This is a genomic window from Pseudofrankia saprophytica (assembly GCF_000235425.2).
Classification (GTDB): domain Bacteria; phylum Actinomycetota; class Actinomycetes; order Frankiales; family Frankiaceae; genus Pseudofrankia; species Pseudofrankia saprophytica.
This window is the reverse complement of the sequence record NZ_KI912266.1, coordinates 1,431,728-1,448,719: the sequence shown is the minus strand read 5'-3', so window position 1 is coordinate 1,448,719 and position 16,992 is coordinate 1,431,728. Positions and strand designations below refer to the sequence as shown.

Genomic DNA, 16,992 nt, shown 5'->3' with positions numbered 1-16,992 from the left:
CCGGGTCGGGTCGCTCGCCCGGCAGCCGCCGGCCGGGCGAGCGGAGGCGCTGGTTACCCTGATCTGGACCCACGGACTGGGCCATCGACGGGCGGGCATGCCGTTCCCGCGGGCGGCTGGCCATCCTCGCGTCCGCGTCCGCTCCCGGAGGCCCGCACTGTGACCACCTCGATCGCGGCGAACACGCTTGCCCTGCCCGCCTTCCTGAACGCCGACACCCTGGCCAAGGCCGGCCTCGTGGCGATCCTGATCCTCGTGTTCGCCGAGTCGGGACTGCTCATCGGCTTCTTCCTGCCGGGCGACTCGGTGTTGTTCACGTTCGGCATGCTGATCGCGCGCGGCGAGGTCTCCACCCCCATCTGGGTCGCCTGCCTGTTGATCGGCCTGGCGGCCGCGGCCGGTGACCAGACCGGCTACCTGTTCGGCCGCAAGGTCGGCCCCACGCTGTTCCGCCGCCCGAGCTCTCGGCTGTTCAAGCAGGAGAACGTCGAGAAGGCGCACGCCTTCTTCGAGCGGCACGGCCCCCAGTCGATCGTGCTGGCCCGCTTCGTGCCGGTGATCCGCACCTTCACGCCGATCATCGCCGGCGTGAGCCGGATGAACTACCGCACGTTCGTCATGTACAACCTGGTCGGTGCCGTGCTCTGGGGCTGCGGCGTCACCGCCCTCGGGTACTTCCTCGGCCAGATCGGCTTCATCCGGAACAACATCGAGGCGATTCTCGTCCTCATCGTCCTGATCTCGGTGGTCCCGATCGGCTTCGAGGTCCTGCGCGCCCGCCGCTCGGCCAAGCGCCGCGCTGGCGCTGGCGCCGCCGCCCGCTCTGAGAGAGGCGACGACGCGCTCTACGAGACGCTGGGGGACGACGAGGTACTTCCCATGGGCCACGACACGACCCAGGTCCTCGTCCGCTCGCGTCTTCGCCCGTCCGTCCAGCCGTCGACCGCGCCGCCCCGCCGGGCCGCCGGTGGCGGCCGCCACCGGCGTTGAGGGCTGGGCCCCCGCCCCGATCTGCCCGATCTGCCCGACCTACGCGAGCCGCACGGCCGCGAGCCGCAGCCGCAGGCCGACCCGTCACGGTGTCGCGGGCGCGGACCGTCCGCCGCGGGCCGCCGTCCCAACGGGATCCCGGGTTTCTGGAACTCCGACAGCGATGGCCGAGCACGCTCGGTGCCCACCGCGACGCGGCAGCAGAACCTGGGTGAAGCCGCCTGAGGCACGGCGGACACGAAAAATCCCGATCGCCTGCTCGTCGATACGGGGGGATTCGACGAGCAGGACGACCGAGACGAGGTTAGCTTACGCCATCTCGGGCCGGCACGGCACAACAGACGACATCTGAATACGCATCGTCTGGAACTCGCGGCACGTGAGCTCGCCGCGGGTGGAACTCAGAGCGCGTCGGTACCACGCTCGCCGGTACGCACCCTGGCCAGCGTGTGGACCGGGGTGATCCAGACCTTCCCGGCACCGCTCGCGGTACTCGCGGCCGAGCGCAGGATGACGTTGACGACGTCCTCCGCGTCGGCATCGTCGGTGACGATCTCCAGCCGAACGTTACTGACGGTCTCGTCGTGGAAGGCCTGCCCCCTATACGAACTGGTACGCCAAAGTTCCATACCGTAACCGGTTACCTGGCTAGTAGTCATGCCATGAATACCGAAAGTGGTCAGCGCGGCGCGCACGTCGGCCACCCGGTGCGGGCGGAGAATTGCGGTGACAAGCTTCACGACCAGGCCCCACTCATGCGCTCGGACTGCGGGTTTTCGTTCCGCCAAAGCGTAGAGCCGACGCGTGCCGGGCCGCGCTGCCCACCCTTGCTCTTCTGGAGGAACGCCGTATGTCGCTGGCCGACCGCGCACTGGCGCCGGACCCGCTCGACCTGCTGCCGCCCGCTCCCGGCTTCGCCGTGGCGAGCACGGACCTGACCGACGGCGAGCCGCTGCCCCTGGCCCAGGTGCACAGCAGCGCCGGTGGGGAGGACCTCTCTCCGCAGCTGTCCTGGTCCGGGTTCCCGGCCGAGACGGCCAGCTTCGTCATCAGCTGCTACGACCCGGACGCGCCGACGGGCTCCGGGTTCTGGCACTGGGTGCTCGTCGACGTCCCGGCCTCGGTCACCGAGCTCGCGACCGGCGCGGCCTCGGGCGACCTCACCGGTCTGCCCGCGGGCGCCTACCACGTGGCGTGCGACTGGGGGACGAAGAACTACGGCGGCGCGGCACCGCCGGCGGGCGACCGCCCGCACCGGTACGTGTTCGTCGTCCACGCGGTGGACGTGCCGAAGCTGGAGATCAACGACGCGGTCTCGCCCGCCGTCGTGGGCTTCAATCTCGCGTTCCACACGCTGGCCCGCGGCGTCCTGCGAGCGACCTACCAGCACTGAGTCATCTACCAGCACTGAGCGCCGGGCCGGCGGCCAACCCGGGCAGGTCGGGCTCAGCGCCCGATCGCGGCCGCGAGGCCCCCGGGATACCGTGACGACGCGGGGGCGGGAGCCCAGCAACCAGGACAAGGAGAGCGTCCGATGATGCGCAAGCTTGCGTTGATCGCCGCGGTGGCCAGTGCCGCCGCGCTGGCCGCCCGCTGGCGCCGGGACAAGGGCGAGCAGATCGATCTGTGGCGGGAGGCGACCTCCGCCAGCACCGGCCAGGACTGACCCGCGGAACTGTTCGGGCTGTTCGGTTCGGGCTGTTCGGGCTGTTCGCGCGCAGGCCCGGCCGGCTGACATCGCCGAGTCAGGCCGGAACGCTGGCTGTGTCCTCGGCCGGTGGTCGAGGGCGCCGGCCTCGGCCGATGGTCGCGCCCAGGACGGCGAGCAGCACACCGCCCATGAAGATGATCGTGGCCATCACGTTCACCTGCGGCGGGACGCCGACCCTGGTCGCCCCGAAGACCCACAGCGGGAACGTGAGCGTCCCGCCCGCGTTGAACTGCGTCATGATGTACTCGTCGATCGACAGCGAGAACGCGAGCAGCGCACCCGACATGACGCCCGGGAAGATGATGGGCAGCGTGACCAGCCGGAACGTCGCGAACGGACCGGCGCCCAGGTCGCGGGCCGCCTCCTCGAGGCTCAGGTCGTAGCTGGCCAGCCGCGTACTGACCACCACCGCGACATACGCGATGTTGAACATCGCGTGCGCGATGAGGATCGTCAGGTATCCGCGCGGGATGCCAAGCGTGATGAACAGCGACAGCAGTGACGCGCCGAGCACCACCTCGGGCGCGGCGATGTTGGCGAACAGCAGCAGGTTCACGGCGCCCTTGCCGCGGAACGCGTGCTTGCCGATCGCCATGCCGATCATCGTGCCGAGCACGGTCGCGATGAGGGTCGACAGCAGCGCGATCGTGAGCGAGTTCTCCAGCGCGGTGGTCAGGTCGGGAATGGCGCCGATGCGCTTCCACCAGGTGAGGGTGAATCCCTGCCACGTGTTGTTCTGCTTGCTGTGCGTGTCGTTGAAGCTGAAGACGATCATCGAGATGATCGGCGCGACCAGCCACAGCAGGATCACCCAGGTGTAGAACCGCAGCAGGTGCTCGCCGAGCCGGCCGCGCGGACGCCTGGCCCTGGGCCGGCCCTTCGGCGTCGTGGACGTGGCCGTGGCTTCTGCCGTGGCCGTGGCAGTGGCGGCCGCGGCCGCAGCCGAGGCACCGGGCGCGGCCGTGCTCATCGGGTGCCCATCTCGAAGACGTCGCGGGTGCCCAGCACGCGCGCGTAGACGAAGATCCCGATGAGCAGGATCACCATCAGGATGAACGAGATCGCGGACGCCAGCGGATAGTCCGCGTTCGTCAGGAACGTGGTCTGGATGATGTTGCCGATCATCGTGTCGCCCGTGCCGCCGAGGATCGAGGCGTTGACGTAGTCCGAGGTCGCGGGCACGAAGGTGAGCAGCACCCCGGCGAACACGCCGGGCATCGACAGCGGCAGCACCACCCGGCCGAACACCGCCGCCCGGCCCGCGTAGAGGTCGTCGGCGGCCTCGAGCAGCTTCGGGTCCATCCGCTCCAGGGCGACGTAGATCGGCAGCAGCATGAACGGGAACGAGTTGTAGGTCAGGCCCCCGATGACCGCCGTCGAGGTGGCGAGCACCCGGAAGTCACCCGGCAACAGGCCAAGGTCCTTCAGGTTGCCCAGCAGCACGCCGTCGTCGGCCAGCAGGAACTTCCAGGAGACCGTCCTGATCACGAACGAGACGAAGAACGGCAGCAGGACCAGGAACAGGTAGGTCGAGCGGCGCCGTCCGCCGTGGAAGGCGATCCAGTACGCCATCGGGTAGGCGAGCACGACGCACAGGACGGTGCAGATCCCGCCGTAGACGAAGGACCGGATGAACTGGTCGGAGTACTGCCTGATCGCGTCGGGGTAGACCGCGAAGTGGAAGGTCTGCGCGAAGCCGTCCACGACGTTCCCGGTCTGCAGGGAGACCGAGAGCATGACCAGCATCGGGACGACGAAGAAGATGGCGAGCCACAGCCCGCCCGGCAGCGCCAGCAGGTACGGGGCCAGCGGCGAGCGCCACCGCCCGCCCCGCCGCCTGCCCCGGGGGCCAGGGGCCCCCGGGGCAGGGGCGACGGGGGCCGCGGACTCGGCGGTCACGACTGGTAGACCGGCTGGAAGATCTTGTTCCACTCGGTTTCCTCGTCGGTGGTGAGGACGCGGAAACGGTGGGTCTTCGCGAGGTCACTCTCGCTCGGGAAGATCAGCGGCGAGTCGGCGAGCGCCGGGGAGACGTCCTGCTTGGCCGACGGCACCGGGGTGATGTAGTTGATGTACTCGGCCAGCATCGCGGCGATCTCCGGCTTGTACACGTAGTCCATGTAGGTGATCGCGTCGACCGGGTGCTGGGCGGTGATCGGGATACACAGGTTGTCGGTCCAGAGGATCCCGCCCTCCTTGGGCACGACGAACCGCAGGTTCTTGCCTTCCGCGACCTGCTGGTACACGTCCCCGGACCACGCCATCGAGATCCACAGGTCACCGGACGCCAGTGCGTCGATGTAGTCCTGCGTGTAGTACTTGCGGACGATGCCGTCGGTGCGCTGCTTGTTCAGCTTCTCGGCGGCCTTCTTCCAGTCGTCCGGGGTGGACTTCTCCGGGTTCACCCCGATGCCGACGAGCGCCAGGTTCGGCAGGTCGAGGTTGTCACCGAACATGCCGACGTGGCCCGCGAACTTCGGGTCGAACAGGTCCTCGTAGCTGGTGATCTCCCGGCCGGTCTTGTCCGGGTCGTACGCGATGCCGGTGAGGCCGGACTGCCAGGCGACCGTGTACTTGTTCCCCGGGTCGTACGACGGGTTCTTCACGCTGGCGTCCGCGTTCGCCGCGAACGTCGGCAGCTTCGCCTGGTCGAGCGGCGCGAGATAGCCGAGCTGGATGAACTTGTCGAGGAAGATGCCGTTGGTGATGACGATCAGGTCGGCACCGATCGACTTCCCGGCGGCGAGGCTCGGCCGGACCTTGCCGAAGTACGACTCGTTGTCCTGGATGTCCTCGCGGTAGTTGACCTTGATCCCCGTGTCGGCCTTGAACTTGTCCAGCGACGGGTTGGACTTCCCGTCGTCCGACACGTCGATGTAGAGCGGCCAGTTCGAGAAGTCGAGCGTGTTGGTCTTGGTCTTGCCGGCCCAGAAGTCGCTGGGCGCGACGCTGGCCGAGTCGTCCTTCTTCTCGCCCTTGACCCCGCAGGCGGCCAGCAACGCGGCCGCGCCGGCGAGGCCACCCAGCCGGAAGACGTCGCGACGGCCCAGCCTGGGCTGGGTCAGCCCGCGCAGGAGCGCCGGGTCGACGGCTGAGCCAAAGGAGGTGCGAGAATGATCTTCTTTCGCACCTCCGGCGGCCGCTGTCCCGAGGGTCGCGGGGGCGGGCGCCTGGTGCGCGCCGGGACGGTCCGAGCTGTCGTGAGTCGTCACGATGGGGGTCCTCCACGGGTGCAGTCGAACTGTGGTTCTTGGCTTACGTGGGTGGCCCGGAGGGTCAGCCGGTGGTGGGCACCTGGTCGGCGCCCCCCGGCGCCAGCGCGCAGAAGTGGTCCGACCGCCAGGACAGCCACACCTCGTCGCCACGGCTCGCGAGGTCGCTCGCGTCCGCGCTGTTCTGCCAGAAGACCGTGAGCTCGTCACCCCCCGGCGTGAACACCGTGTAGGTGGTGTTGGTGCCCAGGTAGACGACCTCGGTGACCCGCCCGCGCAGGATGCAGACGTCCCCGTCCGGTCGCTCGGCGGTCATCTCGATCTTCTCGGGGCGGACGGAGAGCTCGACCACCGAGCCGGTGGACACCTCGCCCAGCTCGGGAACCACGTCGATCATCATTCGCTCGTCCACGCCGGTGTCGAGCGTCGCGACCCGACCGGTCCCCTCGGTGGTCACCGTGCGCACGGTGCGGCGCATGACGTTCGAGACGCCGATGAAGCCGGCGACGAACCGGGTGCGCGGCCGCTCGTAGAGCTCACGCGGCGCGGCCAGCTGCTCGATCCGGCCCTTGTTCATGACGGCGATGCGGTCCGACATGGTCAGCGCCTCGCTCTGGTCGTGCGTCACGTAGACGAACGTGATCCCGACCTCGCGCTGGATCCGCTTCAGCTCGATCTGCATGGTCTGGCGCAGCTTGAGGTCCAGCGCGCCGAGCGGCTCGTCGAGCAGCAGGGCCCGCGGCCGGTTGACCAGCGCGCGGGCGAGCGCGACTCGCTGCTGCTGGCCGCCCGACAGCTCCCGGGGCCGGCGGTCGGCGAGCGCGCCGAGCTCGACCAGGTCGAGGATCTCGCCAACCCGGCGGCGTACCTCGCCGCGGGCGACGCCCTTGCGCTTGAGGCCGAACGCGACGTTGCCCGCGACGTCGAGGTGCGGGAAGAGCGCGTAGCTCTGGAAGACCAGGTTGACGTCGCGCTTGTTCGGCGGGACGGACGTCACGTCCAGGCCGTGCAGCAGGATCTGGCCACGGCTGGGCTCCTCGAACCCGCCGATCATGCGCAGCGTGGTCGTCTTGCCGCAACCGGACGGGCCGAGCAGGGAGAAGAACTCGCCCTCGGTGATGCGCAGGTCGATGGTCTCGACGGCACTCACCGCGCCGCGGCGCGACATGTACTCCTTCGCGACGCCGACCAGCTCGATCGCGGGCGAGGTGTCACCCGTTCCACCCGTGGGCACCGTCGTGGACACCTGGGTGGACAGCGACGTCGCATCATCCACCGCGTCCACGGCGGACACCGGCCCCTCGTCCGCGGTCACCGCCAAGCTCGCACCCGCCCTTCTCACTTTCCGTGACAGATCTACGGCAACCCGTAGAAGTTACGCACTGACGCCGAGCCAGACTGACAGCGGAACAAGACCTCGACAAGGGATCCGACGTAAAGGTTCGATTTCCCGGCTGAATCGGGGCCCATCGACGCCTCGCGCCAGGGATTCCGCTCCCGGGCGTTCGCCGGCGCGTCGGCCAGCCGGAAACCCCGCGGACCCGCCACCTGCGTGGACCGGCCGAGGACGCCGAGCGCGGTCCCGGGGCGTTCGGGTGACGCTGCTCCCCCAGGGAAAGTGTCCGCACACGGATGGATACCAGCCGACGTGGTCTCGACGTGGCACTGCCCTTCAGGTGGTCAGCGTGCGGGCGGAGCGTGTCCGGGAAGCCCCAGGGGCACCAGTGAGGTCCAAGCCACGGACCGTGACCTACTCCGAACGACTCCTCGGGTGGGTCAGCGCCTCCGCCGGGACGGGCAGCGTCGTGGGACGCCCGCCAGCTGGCCGGCTACGTCTCGCCGGCGACGTCGACCACCCACGGGCATCGTGCGGGCCACGGCCAGCCCAAACGACGTTCGACCACGTCGACGTCGGCTGTGGATGGGCAGCGTCCAGGACGCGGTCCTGGGGACGCGGTCCATGGGTGGGCGACGTCGCGGCATGGCCTCGGGCCGTCCGACAGGCGGCGTGGCCCGCGGAGGCTCGGTTGGACGGGCGGGCCGGGGTGGCCCATCGTGAGCTGGTGGCCACCGAGACTCGGTCCGGCACCCGGGAGCCGGGCATCCCACCGTCCGCCCGGGAGACGCACGTCACGCCCGCCGGCTCCGGCTACGTCCCCTCGCCGGTCCCGCACGACCTGCTCGCGGGCGTGGCCACCGGGCATCGGCGGCTGCTCGCCCTCGCCTCGGCCGTCGATGACCACGTCGTCGCCCGCCCGTCGCTGCTTTCCGGCCGGACCGTCGGGCACGTGCTGAGCCACCTGGCTCACGACGCCGACACCCACGCCGGGCTGTTCGAGGGGGCGTCCGAGGCCGCGACGGTCGCGAGGCGGGCAGTCCAGGCCGAGACGAGGCCGGCCACGGACCTGGACGCGGCCGCCCTCCGACCGGCGGCGGTGATCCGCGATGACCTGGCAAGGGCCATCGTGGCGCTCGAACGCGCCTGGGACCGCACCCACGTCGATGTCTGGCGGACCGGGCTCGCTTACCACCGAGGGGCACCGACGAGCCTGGCCGACCTGGTCTTCGCGCGCTGGCGTGAGGTCGAGGTACATCTCGTCGACCTCGGGCTCGTCGACAAGGGCGGTCCTGGCTGGGCCGACCTGCCGGCGACCTACGTCGACGCCGAGTGGGCGTGGAGCGCGGCGCGCCTGCCGGGACGGTTGCCACCGGAGGTCACCGTGCTGCTGGCGCCGGGCGACCGGCCGTCACGCGCCTGCGGAGCCGGTCCACGGGTGGTCACCGTGCGGGCCTCGACCCAGGAGACGTTGCGCTGGCTGCTCGGTCGCCTGCCCACGGCGGCCATCCCGGCGGACTGGCCGCCGCTCGCTCCCTCGAGCTGACTGACCGAAAGGGCCCTCCCCGGTTCGCGGCACGACGCCCACCAGGCACGGTGCTCTCCGGTGGTCACCGTCTCGAATGGTCACCGTGTCGAACCGAGCCACGCTGTTGGCGGCCTACCACCCTGGCAATGCGTCGCGCTGGGGAGGCAGAGGGACAATGGTCGGGTGCGCGCGCAACATGCCGGTATGGCCGGCTTTCCTGGCCGTCAGAGCCGCCGGACGCGCGCTGCTGCTCAGCTGCGCGGCTTCGCCGGCCCCGGTCCAAGGGGGCACCAGAATGGCGGGTCCTCGCGCCGCCGGCGGAAACCTGGCGGCTTCGCGCTGACACGGGCCCGGTGGGCGGCGCGAGGGGGCCGGCGTTGATCACGATGGCGCTGTTCAACAACAAGGGTGGCGTGGGCAAGACCACGCTGACCTTCCATCTCGCGCACATGCTGGCGCGCCAGGGGCACCGTGTGCTCGCCGTCGACCTCGACCCCCAGGCGAACCTGACCGCGCAGTTCCTCGACGAGGACGAGCTCGCGACGCTGTGGCAGGAGCAGCCCGCCGCCGGCGCTCCGGCGAACGGCGGGATCGGCTCGACGGCGTCCTCGGCCCCGCGGCGCCTCGACATCCTCGGCGGCGGGCGACGCCCGCGGATCGCCGCCGGCACGGGGACCATCGCGACGGCGATCGCGCCGATCATGGAAGGTGTCGGGGACGTAGCGCTGTTCGACCCGGTATCCGTCGACGACAACGTCTGGCTGCTGCCCGGCGACGTCGACCTTTCCGTCTTCGAGGACAAGCTGTCGGCGGCCTGGCCGAACAGCTTCCTCGGCAAGGACGTCGCAGCGCTGCGTACGACCACCGCGCTGCACCGGGTCGTCGACCACGGCGGGCGCGCGATTCGCGCCGAGATCGTGCTCATCGACGTCGGACCGAACCTCGGCGCGATCAACCGGGCCGCGCTGCTGTCCGCGGACACCGTGCTGATGCCGATCGGCGCCGACCTGTTCTCGCTGCGCGGCCTGCGCAACCTGGGCCCGACGCTGCGGGACTGGCGCTCGACCTGGCAGGGCATGGTGCTGCCGAAGGTGCCCGACCGCATCGCCGCGCCGCGCGCCCTCATGATGCCGATCGGCTACGTCATCATGCAGCCGGCCTCGGGGAGAGACCGGCCGGTGCGGGCGTACGACCGTTGGCTCGACAGGATCCCCGAGGTGTTCGCGACGTCGGTGCTCGGCACCCAGCGCGCCGACCCGTTCGACAAGTCGTTCGAGATCGCGAACCTGCCGCACTACCAGGCGCTGATGCCGCTGGCGCAGGACGCCCGCAAGCCGATGTTCGAACTGCGGGCGGGCGACGGCGCCCTTGCCGCGGCGCAGACCCAGGTCCGCAAGTGCTACCAGGAGTTCCGCGATCTGGCGGTGAACGTGCGCGAGCGGCTGCGTTACCTCGACCCGACCCTGCCCCGTCTCCCTGTCTCCGCCACCGGTACCAGGCAGTAGCCCACCAGCCAGCCTCACCGGACACCGGCCTCACCGACAAGGACGCCGCGCACCCATGCCCAAGCTCCGCCGCTCGGCCAACGGGACCTTGATAGTCCGTTGTTGGTACGCGCGTGGTTTGCCCGGCTGGTCGGCGGTCATCTACCGCGATGTGGAACCGTGAGAATCGGTAGTCAGCGCCCAGGCGCCGCGCTGCGCCGCCGCATGGCGCGCGGACCCGCGCGAGAAGCGCGAGATGTAGGCGACAGGGGCACGTCACGATGAGCGAACCGGTCACAGGGGGCTGGGACAGCGGCGTAGGAGACGTAACGGATTCGGCCCAGGACGCCCCAACGGTGCGCCCCGAGATGGTCCGATCCTCGCCCCAGGACGAGGTCGCGCTCCGAGACGACGCGCTCCAGGCCGGCACGGTCCCGGCGGACGGCGCCACGTCCGGCAACGCGGCCGGCCCGGTGTCACCCGCCCCGGAACCGCCGGTGAACACCGCCGATGTCCAGGACCGCGACGACAACAGCCGCGGCGAACCTCGACAGACCACCGATCTGTGGGCGACAAAAGCCCCGGAAACGGACAACGGAAACCGGCTCGCGTCCACTGCGCGGCGCAGATCCATGGGCATCGCCGCGTTCCTCCGGTCCCGACGGTCAGCCGTCCCACCGCCGGCCCCGCACCCGTCCGAGGCCTCCTTCCCGGTCCTCGGCGACGCCGCGGCCAGCGGAGCCGTCCCATCCTCGTACTCGCCAGGAGACGACGGCGCCGACCCCGAAGCCACGGTGAAGGGCGGCCTTCTCCTCTCTCCGCTCGCGCCCGTGGACCCGCCCGTGGACCCGCCCGCCCCTGAGGTCTCGGCACCCGGGTCCGCCGGGAGCCCCGGGTCCGCCGTGAGCCCCGGGTCCGAGGCCGGCGGTGGCGACGGTGGGGGCTTGGAAGCCCCGTCATCTGCCGGGCCGCCCACGGCCGGCGGTCCCGAGGCGACCGCCGCCAACACCACCGCCGCTGGCACCGCCGCCGCCGACAGCGACCAGGTCGGCACCGGCGGCGGCGAGACGAAAGACGCTCGCCCGGTCGAGGCAGCCGGGAAGACCGAGGGAGCCGAGGGAGCCAGCGGCGGCCCCGAGGAACTCGATGAGGATGAGATCAAGTACCGGACCTCCCGGCTCCTCATCCCCATCGAACAGGCGCACGCACCTGCGGGAAGAGGCCCCCAGGAGTGGCTGAACATGCTGCGCACGGGCACCTTCGCCAACAGTCCGACCGGCCGGACGGCGATCGCCCTCGTCGCCGCAGTCATCGTCATGATCGCCGGCGGCGCCGTGCTGTTCAGCGTCGGTCCCGGCGCTGGGCAGGCCTCATCCTCCGACGCCGGATTCCCCGCCGCGACCGGCACCGACGGAACTTCCGCGGCCACGCCGAGCACCCCGGCCGCCGACCCGACGTCGTTCTCGTTCCCGGGCGCTCCCCTGGCCACCCCGTCGCTCCACGCCGAGGCCTCCGCGAACTCGACAACCCGGCCAGTCCCACCGCGGCGGCCCGCCACGGCCGCCCCAGCGCCACAGCCCACCTCCACCCCGCCGCCGGCGCAGGCCCCGACGTCGCCCGCCGCCCCGCCGTCGACCCGTCCCGCCTGCTACGACCAGCTGCCACCGCTGCTCGCGTCCTGGCTGGACCAGATGGGCCGCTGCTGATCAACGATCGGAGCGCCAGTCCCGATACCGTCGGCGCTTCGGGGCTCCTCACCCCCTGCCCGCATGTCGTACGCTTGGCGGGGCGCGCTGCGGTACGGCCGCCGGGCCGGTGCCACCCGCCGGTCGCACCGCACGGGGGCGTAGCTCAACTGGCAGAGCACTGCCTTTGCAAGGCAGGGGTTAGGGGTTCGAGTCCCCTCGTCTCCACGCGATCGGGACTGCCCTGTTCGGTGGCCTTTGGCCACCTTCCCGGGTTCCCGCGTTATGTCTGCCCAGGGGGGCGGCCCCCTGGAACCCCCGATGCCGGGCTTCGCCCGACTTGAGTCCGATTTCGGTCGGAAACTTTTATTGTATCGACAATCAAGATTTTATTGATGGTTAAAGGTCGCCTCGCGTGGTGGGCGGCCTTTTCTGTTTTTCGTCGTTGTGGACCCCATTTGGGGATGGCGTCCAGGCCTTGAAAGTGATCAGTACCGGTAGTGGCTGTTGCTGCCGCGGCCTGCCGCTCGTCCTAGCGAGACGGCCTCCTCGCGTGAGGTGACTGCCAGCTTTCTCAGCAGTTCCGAGATCCGATTTCGGACGGTTTTGGGAGCCAGGTAGAGACGCGCGGCGATGTGGGAGACAGGCATGCCCTCGACCATGAGGTCCAGGAGCTCCAGGTCTCGCGCGTGCAATGCCGCGAGGGCATCGGTCCGCGGGGCCGATGCGGCTGCGGCGACCACGACGGCGCTGACGCCTCGCCCGACGACCAAAGAGCCGCCGGCGGCGGAGTGGATCGCGGCGAGGACGTCCTCGGGGTCGGCGTCCTTGAGGAGATAGCCGTTCAGGCCGCTCGCGAGACTCTGGATCACGGTGGCGTCGTCGGCGTGCATGGTGAGGACGAGTACACGCAGCGCCGGCCATCGTCGCCTGAGTTCGACGCCGAGGGAGATACCGTCGCCGTCCGGCAGCTGCAGGTCCACCACGGCGACAGTCGGTCCGTGATCACCGGGCAGCTCCCGAGCGGCCGCGGCGGATCGGGCCGTCCCGAACACGGACAGCTGGGGATCGGATCCGATGAGCGCGGTGAGGCCGGTGAGGACGACGGGATGGTCATCGACGACGAGTACGTTGATCATGTTCCGGCCGGTTCGGTGGTGGGCAGGATCATTCGCATGCGCATTCCCCTCGGGGTGATGGCGGTGATCGTCAACGCGCCACCCAGGCTGCTGGCGCGTTGCGCCAGGGACGAGAGGCCTACACCGGGGACCGCCTGGCTGCCGACTCCGTCGTCGCTGACCTCGACAAGGACATCGCCACGGCAAGTCGCGACCTTCACGTCGATCGTCGAGGCCGCCGCATGACGAAGCGCATTGGTCACGCCCTCCGCGACGCAGCGGTAGACGGCTACTTGCATGGCCGAGGGCATCTGTTCGTCCAGCGCGATCTCGTGCGTGAGCTGGGGAGCTCCTGCTACGCGTTGGAACGACTCGACCAGCCGGTCCAGGGCCGCCGCGAGGTCGCCGTCGTCGAGGGTGGACGGCGCGATGCCGGCGACGATGCGCCGCAGGTCGGTGCGGCAAACGGCCAGGTCGCGAGCAAGATCGGTCAACAGTTCGGTGTGTTCCGACGGCGGAGCGGAGCGCAGTGTCGCCTGCACCCGCATGCTCATTCCAGCTAGTACCGGGCCTAGTCCGTCGTGCAGGTCGCCCATGACCCGCTTGCGCTCGGCATCCCGTTCACGGGCGACGTCCCGCCTGGCGTGCTCGGCTTCGACCGCAAGCCCGACGGCGCGCGCGACGAGGGCCACGGTGGGCAGTAACTGGGCGACAATCTTCTGCTGGCGCGGCTCGGGCCCCTCTCGCTGGCGAGACGCGACGAGCAGTGCGCCGACTCTGTCCCCCCCCGACGTCAAGTGGATGGAGGATCCAGTGCCCGGAGAGGACGGGAGCGTCCTCGCCGAGAACGATGCGTGCCCCGGCGCTGCCGCTCGCGGCCGCGACCATGCGTGCGGCTTTGTCGAGGAGGCTACGTGGTTCGATCTTGGCGTGCAGGTCGGCCGTGATGACCGCGACGTCGGTGGGGGACAGGACGCCGCTGCCGTAGCGGTGTGTCGTCGCCGCGCGTCGGACCCACAGTGCAGCGGGGGCAGCCATGACGACGGTGACCAGCGCGGTGAACACGGCCGAGGTGCCGGGTGACGGCACCCGCACGAGGCCGGCGCCGATTCGGACGAGCGCGGCTGCCAGCACGGCGGTGCCGACAGCGGCGACGACGAGGACGACGTCGAACGCGGCTTCGTCGAGGGGTCGGAAGGAATCACGCAACCACAGCCGTGCCACCGTCATCGCGGTCACGGCAACGACCGAACCTGTGACGTAGTACGCGAGTTCGGCTGACATGAGCGACCAGGCGACCGTGACGAGAGCGCCGGCCAAGGCGAGGCCGACCAGGAGCCAGACCACCCGCCGTCGGCTGGTACGACCGTCCGTCCAGGCCGCTCGCGCGACGAGCGTCCAGAGCCCAGCACATCCCAGAACGACCAGAGCCCAGCCTGCGCCCCGCGCGGACATGTGAACGACCCGTGCCTGAGCGAGCAGGACCGTCAGTGCTCCGGCAGCCGCGAGGACCACGAGGCCAATCGCGCAGCCACGGTGTTTCGGAGGTCGAACTGCCACCGGAATCGCGAGGGCGACGGCTGCGACCTGTACAGCGGCCAGTTCGGAGACCGCATTCGCGATGTAGTGCGCCGACGACACGCTACCGAAGCGTGCCCCGGCCCATCCGAGGTCGAGAGCGGGGGCGAGCGAGAGCAGCGTAAGAACACGCCCGATGCGGGAAGCGGGTTGCTGGTCGAGAACCACACCGCCGGCCACCGCGAAGACCGGCCAGCCGGCCAGAAATGCCAGGCCGGGGCTCCGTTGCGGCGCCAGGCGCAAGGACAAAGCCGTCAGGCCCACGCCCAGGACGAAGCACACGGCGGCAGCGAGAACCTCGGCCGTCACCTCCGCTGAACGGACGTCGCCGCTGGCACCGTATTCGGCCGTCTCCGCCACACTCGACAGCATGGGGCACAGCGCTGATGACGGGTAGGCCGCGGGCTCGCGTCGGGACGGCATCGGGAAACTGTCGGGAGAGGACGGGACGCGAGGGCGTCGCGTGCGGGACATCGCAACGATGACGATCTCCGTGGCGACTCGGACCTTCCGGGTGCACGAAACTAACGAGGCTGTCATGTCAACATCTGCCGCGGTACGCAGGTCTTTCTCCCTACCGTCTGCCCGCGTCCTGGTCGGAACTGTCTACGGCGTGTGCGTTCTCGGGTTCATCGCCGTCTTCGTCGCCGACATCCTGTTCAACGACAAGGACCCCCACCGGAGCGAAGGTCCGATCGAGTCGATGATCGGCGTCAGCGTGGTGGGCACGACCGCCCTCGTCATCGGGGTCGGCAGCGCATTGTGGTTGATTCGCACGCCCGAACGGGCGCGGGTGGGCGCGATCGTGCTGGGCGCCTTGTCAGTCCTCACTCTGGTCGTGTTCTGGTCCGGGGCTCCTGGCCTGCTCGGTGGGTGCGCAGCGTGGCTGGCGGGTCTCACCCGCGGTGGCCGGCCGCTCGGCGGAGCCGCCAGGACCGCGGGAATCGTCGGCGCCTTCATTGCCTTGCTCAACATCGTTCTCACCGCAGGCGGCGTGATCGTCGCCGCCATTGAGCTCTGAGCGTCGAGTGAAGATCGACCAGGCGCGTACTGCCCGACCGATGGTGTCGTCGACCCGGCCTCGCCGCCGGGCCGCACGCGATGCCCAGCGGCGGCTACGAGCCGTGCGGACACGCACAAGCCCTCGAAATTCTCCGCGCAGCGGAGCACCTCGCGCCCGAACCTGTCCGAACCCACCCACTCATCCGTGAAACCATCACGTCCATGCTTCAGCGCGCCCGGAGCGCCGTTGGAGGATGCGACCTACCCGGCCGCGCCTACCGCATGGCCATAACCTGAGGCCACGGCCGATCCGCTTTCATGATCTGGTGGAATCTTCGGAGCTATAGGGCCGAAGATTCCACCAGATCATGAACGGCCCGCGCGCCGGCCGAGGTTTCGACGCGACGCAGGCCACCGCTCTCAGGGGGCTTTGCCCCCGAGATCCCCCTGCGCGTGGTACGTAGTCGATCAGGGTGGGGTTCACCTTTGGACTTCTCGCCAGACGGACACGACCAGTAGCCGGTGCGGCAGTAGAGGTACTTCGGGCACAGACAGGGTGATCGCGTGGAACAGCACGAACAGCTACTTCTCGGCTCGTCGTTTGGTGCGGCGGCGACCGCGTATGCCGAGCATCGCCCGGACTACGCGCAGGCCGCGGTGCGTTGGGCGCTCGAGCCCGCGCCCGGCCCGCGAGTGCTCGACCTCGGCGCCGGAACCGGCAAGCTGACCGCCACGCTGAGGGCGGTGGGCGCCGAAGTCATCGCGGTCGAGCCCGATCCGGCGATGCTGGCCGAGCTGCGCCGCACGCTGCCTGCTGTCCGTGCCCTGCCGGGTAGTGCCGAGGCGATACCGCTGCCGGACGCGTCCGTCGATGCCGTGCTGGCCGGCCACGCCATGCACTGGTTCGACATGGCCGTCGCGGGACCGGAGATCGCCAGGGTCCTCGCGCCCGGCGGCATCCTGGCTGGCCTGTGGAACGTCACCGACGACCGGGTCGACTGGGTTGCCGGGCTCGCGCGGGCCGGCGGGAGCGCGGCCATCGGCCCGCGCGACACGCTCAGCACCTGGCGTGCCGCGACGGCGGACCTGCACCTGCCAGCCGACGGCCTGGGCGCCCGGTTCGGCTCGCCGGAGCAGGCCGAGTTCGGGCACGGCCAGCGCCGCACCGCCGACTCCCTCGTCGCGAAGATCGCGACGCACGCGGGGATGCTGGTCATGCCAGAACAGGAACAAGAGGCCGCGCTCGGCCGGATTCGCGCCTTCCTCGCGAGCAGACCGGAGACCGCCCTCGGCGAGTTCACCCTCCCGATGCTTACCGGCGTCCTGCGCGTCCGGCGGTTCTGAAAGC

Annotated in this window: 16 protein-coding genes and 1 tRNA gene; 9 read left to right on the top strand and 8 right to left on the bottom strand. The window is 70.2% G+C overall.

Annotated features, from left to right (window positions below):
• Positions 1-159 precede the first annotated feature (159 nt).
• Positions 160-990: a DedA family protein gene (locus tag FRCN3DRAFT_RS42940; protein ID WP_007511754.1), complete on the top strand. Its 831-nt coding sequence runs from the start codon at positions 160-162 to the stop codon at positions 988-990.
• A gap of 401 nt (positions 991-1,391) precedes the next feature.
• Here FRCN3DRAFT_RS42940 and FRCN3DRAFT_RS0206290 read toward each other — a convergent pair whose 3' ends face one another.
• Positions 1,392-1,730 (bottom strand): P-II family nitrogen regulator, encoded by a 339-nt coding sequence (locus FRCN3DRAFT_RS0206290; RefSeq protein WP_007511752.1) that lies wholly within the window; start codon positions 1,728-1,730, stop codon positions 1,392-1,394.
• A gap of 110 nt (positions 1,731-1,840) precedes the next feature.
• On the opposite strand from FRCN3DRAFT_RS0206290, the gene FRCN3DRAFT_RS0206285 reads away from it, so the two are divergent.
• Positions 1,841-2,383, top strand: coding sequence for a YbhB/YbcL family Raf kinase inhibitor-like protein (locus FRCN3DRAFT_RS0206285; RefSeq protein ID WP_007511750.1), 543 nt, complete (start codon positions 1,841-1,843; stop codon positions 2,381-2,383).
• Between the two features lie 141 nt (positions 2,384-2,524).
• Complete coding sequence (locus tag FRCN3DRAFT_RS54860) at positions 2,525-2,656, top strand: DLW-39 family protein (RefSeq protein WP_007511748.1); 132 nt, start codon at positions 2,525-2,527, stop codon at positions 2,654-2,656.
• 79 nt (positions 2,657-2,735) lie between these two features.
• Here the strand turns inward: FRCN3DRAFT_RS54860 and FRCN3DRAFT_RS42935 are convergent, their stop codons facing one another.
• From FRCN3DRAFT_RS42935 to FRCN3DRAFT_RS0206260, 4 genes are all read right to left on the bottom strand, one after another.
• Positions 2,736-3,671, bottom strand: a complete 936-nt coding sequence (locus FRCN3DRAFT_RS42935; RefSeq protein WP_007511745.1) for an ABC transporter permease — start codon at positions 3,669-3,671, stop codon at positions 2,736-2,738.
• Positions 3,668-4,600 carry an ABC transporter permease gene (locus tag FRCN3DRAFT_RS0206270; protein ID WP_007511743.1) on the bottom strand — a complete coding sequence of 311 codons (933 nt, stop codon included), beginning with the start codon at positions 4,598-4,600 and terminating at the stop codon, positions 3,668-3,670. Before FRCN3DRAFT_RS0206270 ends, FRCN3DRAFT_RS42935 begins: the two co-directional genes overlap by 4 nt.
• Complete coding sequence (locus FRCN3DRAFT_RS0206265) at positions 4,597-5,913, bottom strand: polyamine ABC transporter substrate-binding protein (RefSeq protein WP_007511740.1); 1,317 nt, start codon at positions 5,911-5,913, stop codon at positions 4,597-4,599. The genes FRCN3DRAFT_RS0206270 and FRCN3DRAFT_RS0206265 overlap by 4 nt, the downstream gene beginning before the upstream one ends.
• A gap of 64 nt (positions 5,914-5,977) precedes the next feature.
• Complete coding sequence (locus tag FRCN3DRAFT_RS0206260; RefSeq protein WP_007511738.1) at positions 5,978-7,228, bottom strand: ABC transporter ATP-binding protein; 1,251 nt, start codon at positions 7,226-7,228, stop codon at positions 5,978-5,980.
• Positions 7,229-7,976: 748 nt separating this feature from the next.
• Here FRCN3DRAFT_RS0206260 and FRCN3DRAFT_RS55945 point away from each other — a divergent pair.
• The 4 genes from FRCN3DRAFT_RS55945 to FRCN3DRAFT_RS0206240 all read left to right on the top strand — a co-directional run bounded on the left by FRCN3DRAFT_RS55945 (position 7,977) and on the right by FRCN3DRAFT_RS0206240 (position 12,174).
• Positions 7,977-8,795: a maleylpyruvate isomerase N-terminal domain-containing protein gene (locus tag FRCN3DRAFT_RS55945; protein WP_035926567.1), complete on the top strand. Its 819-nt coding sequence runs from the start codon at positions 7,977-7,979 to the stop codon at positions 8,793-8,795.
• 359 nt (positions 8,796-9,154) lie between these two features.
• The gene (locus FRCN3DRAFT_RS0206250) at positions 9,155-10,282 is read left to right on the top strand and encodes an AAA family ATPase (RefSeq protein WP_027140311.1); all 1,128 of its coding nucleotides are present in this window, start codon (positions 9,155-9,157) and stop codon (positions 10,280-10,282) included.
• 347 nt (positions 10,283-10,629) lie between these two features.
• Positions 10,630-11,967, top strand: coding sequence for a hypothetical protein (locus FRCN3DRAFT_RS0206245; protein ID WP_157845178.1), 1,338 nt, complete (start codon positions 10,630-10,632; stop codon positions 11,965-11,967).
• A gap of 134 nt (positions 11,968-12,101) precedes the next feature.
• Positions 12,102-12,174 (top strand) — tRNA-Ala (locus FRCN3DRAFT_RS0206240).
• A 260-nt stretch (positions 12,175-12,434) separates the two neighbouring features.
• Here FRCN3DRAFT_RS0206240 and FRCN3DRAFT_RS0206235 read toward each other — a convergent pair.
• The 3 genes from FRCN3DRAFT_RS0206235 to FRCN3DRAFT_RS49220 are packed head-to-tail and all read right to left on the bottom strand — an operon-like array spanning position 12,435 to position 15,002.
• Positions 12,435-13,085 carry a response regulator transcription factor gene (locus FRCN3DRAFT_RS0206235; RefSeq protein WP_007511727.1) on the bottom strand — a complete coding sequence of 217 codons (651 nt, stop codon included), beginning with the start codon at positions 13,083-13,085 and terminating at the stop codon, positions 12,435-12,437.
• Entirely contained in the window at positions 13,082-13,756 is a 675-nt protein-coding gene (locus FRCN3DRAFT_RS0206230; protein WP_027140310.1) for a sensor histidine kinase, read from the bottom strand. The genes FRCN3DRAFT_RS0206235 and FRCN3DRAFT_RS0206230 overlap by 4 nt, the downstream gene beginning before the upstream one ends.
• Positions 13,686-15,002 carry a hypothetical protein gene (locus FRCN3DRAFT_RS49220; protein WP_198535942.1) on the bottom strand — a complete coding sequence of 439 codons (1,317 nt, stop codon included), beginning with the start codon at positions 15,000-15,002 and terminating at the stop codon, positions 13,686-13,688. Before FRCN3DRAFT_RS49220 ends, FRCN3DRAFT_RS0206230 begins: the two co-directional genes overlap by 71 nt.
• A 178-nt stretch (positions 15,003-15,180) precedes the next feature.
• Here FRCN3DRAFT_RS49220 and FRCN3DRAFT_RS0206220 point away from each other — a divergent pair, with 178 nt between their 5' ends.
• The gene (locus tag FRCN3DRAFT_RS0206220) at positions 15,181-15,663 is read left to right on the top strand and encodes a hypothetical protein (protein ID WP_157845177.1); all 483 of its coding nucleotides are present in this window, start codon (positions 15,181-15,183) and stop codon (positions 15,661-15,663) included.
• Between the two features lie 545 nt (positions 15,664-16,208).
• The gene (locus FRCN3DRAFT_RS0206215) at positions 16,209-16,988 is read left to right on the top strand and encodes a class I SAM-dependent methyltransferase (protein WP_007511719.1); all 780 of its coding nucleotides are present in this window, start codon (positions 16,209-16,211) and stop codon (positions 16,986-16,988) included.
• Positions 16,989-16,992 lie beyond the last annotated feature (4 nt).

What these genes read in the sequence shown, in the direction of transcription:
- FRCN3DRAFT_RS0206245 (WP_157845178.1), top strand. Translation starts at nt 10,630, where the DNA reads ATGGTCCGATCCTCGCCCCAGGACGAGGTCGCGCTCCGAGACGACGCG.
- FRCN3DRAFT_RS0206220 (WP_157845177.1), top strand. Translation starts at nt 15,181, where the DNA reads ATGTCAACATCTGCCGCGGTACGCAGGTCTTTCTCCCTACCGTCTGCC.
- FRCN3DRAFT_RS0206235 (WP_007511727.1), bottom strand. Translation starts at nt 13,085, where the DNA reads ATGATCAACGTACTCGTCGTCGATGACCATCCCGTCGTCCTCACCGGC.
- FRCN3DRAFT_RS42935 (WP_007511745.1), bottom strand. Translation starts at nt 3,671, where the DNA reads ATGAGCACGGCCGCGCCCGGTGCCTCGGCTGCGGCCGCGGCCGCCACT.
- FRCN3DRAFT_RS0206285 (WP_007511750.1), top strand. Translation starts at nt 1,841, where the DNA reads ATGTCGCTGGCCGACCGCGCACTGGCGCCGGACCCGCTCGACCTGCTG.
- FRCN3DRAFT_RS54860 (WP_007511748.1), top strand. Translation starts at nt 2,525, where the DNA reads ATGATGCGCAAGCTTGCGTTGATCGCCGCGGTGGCCAGTGCCGCCGCG.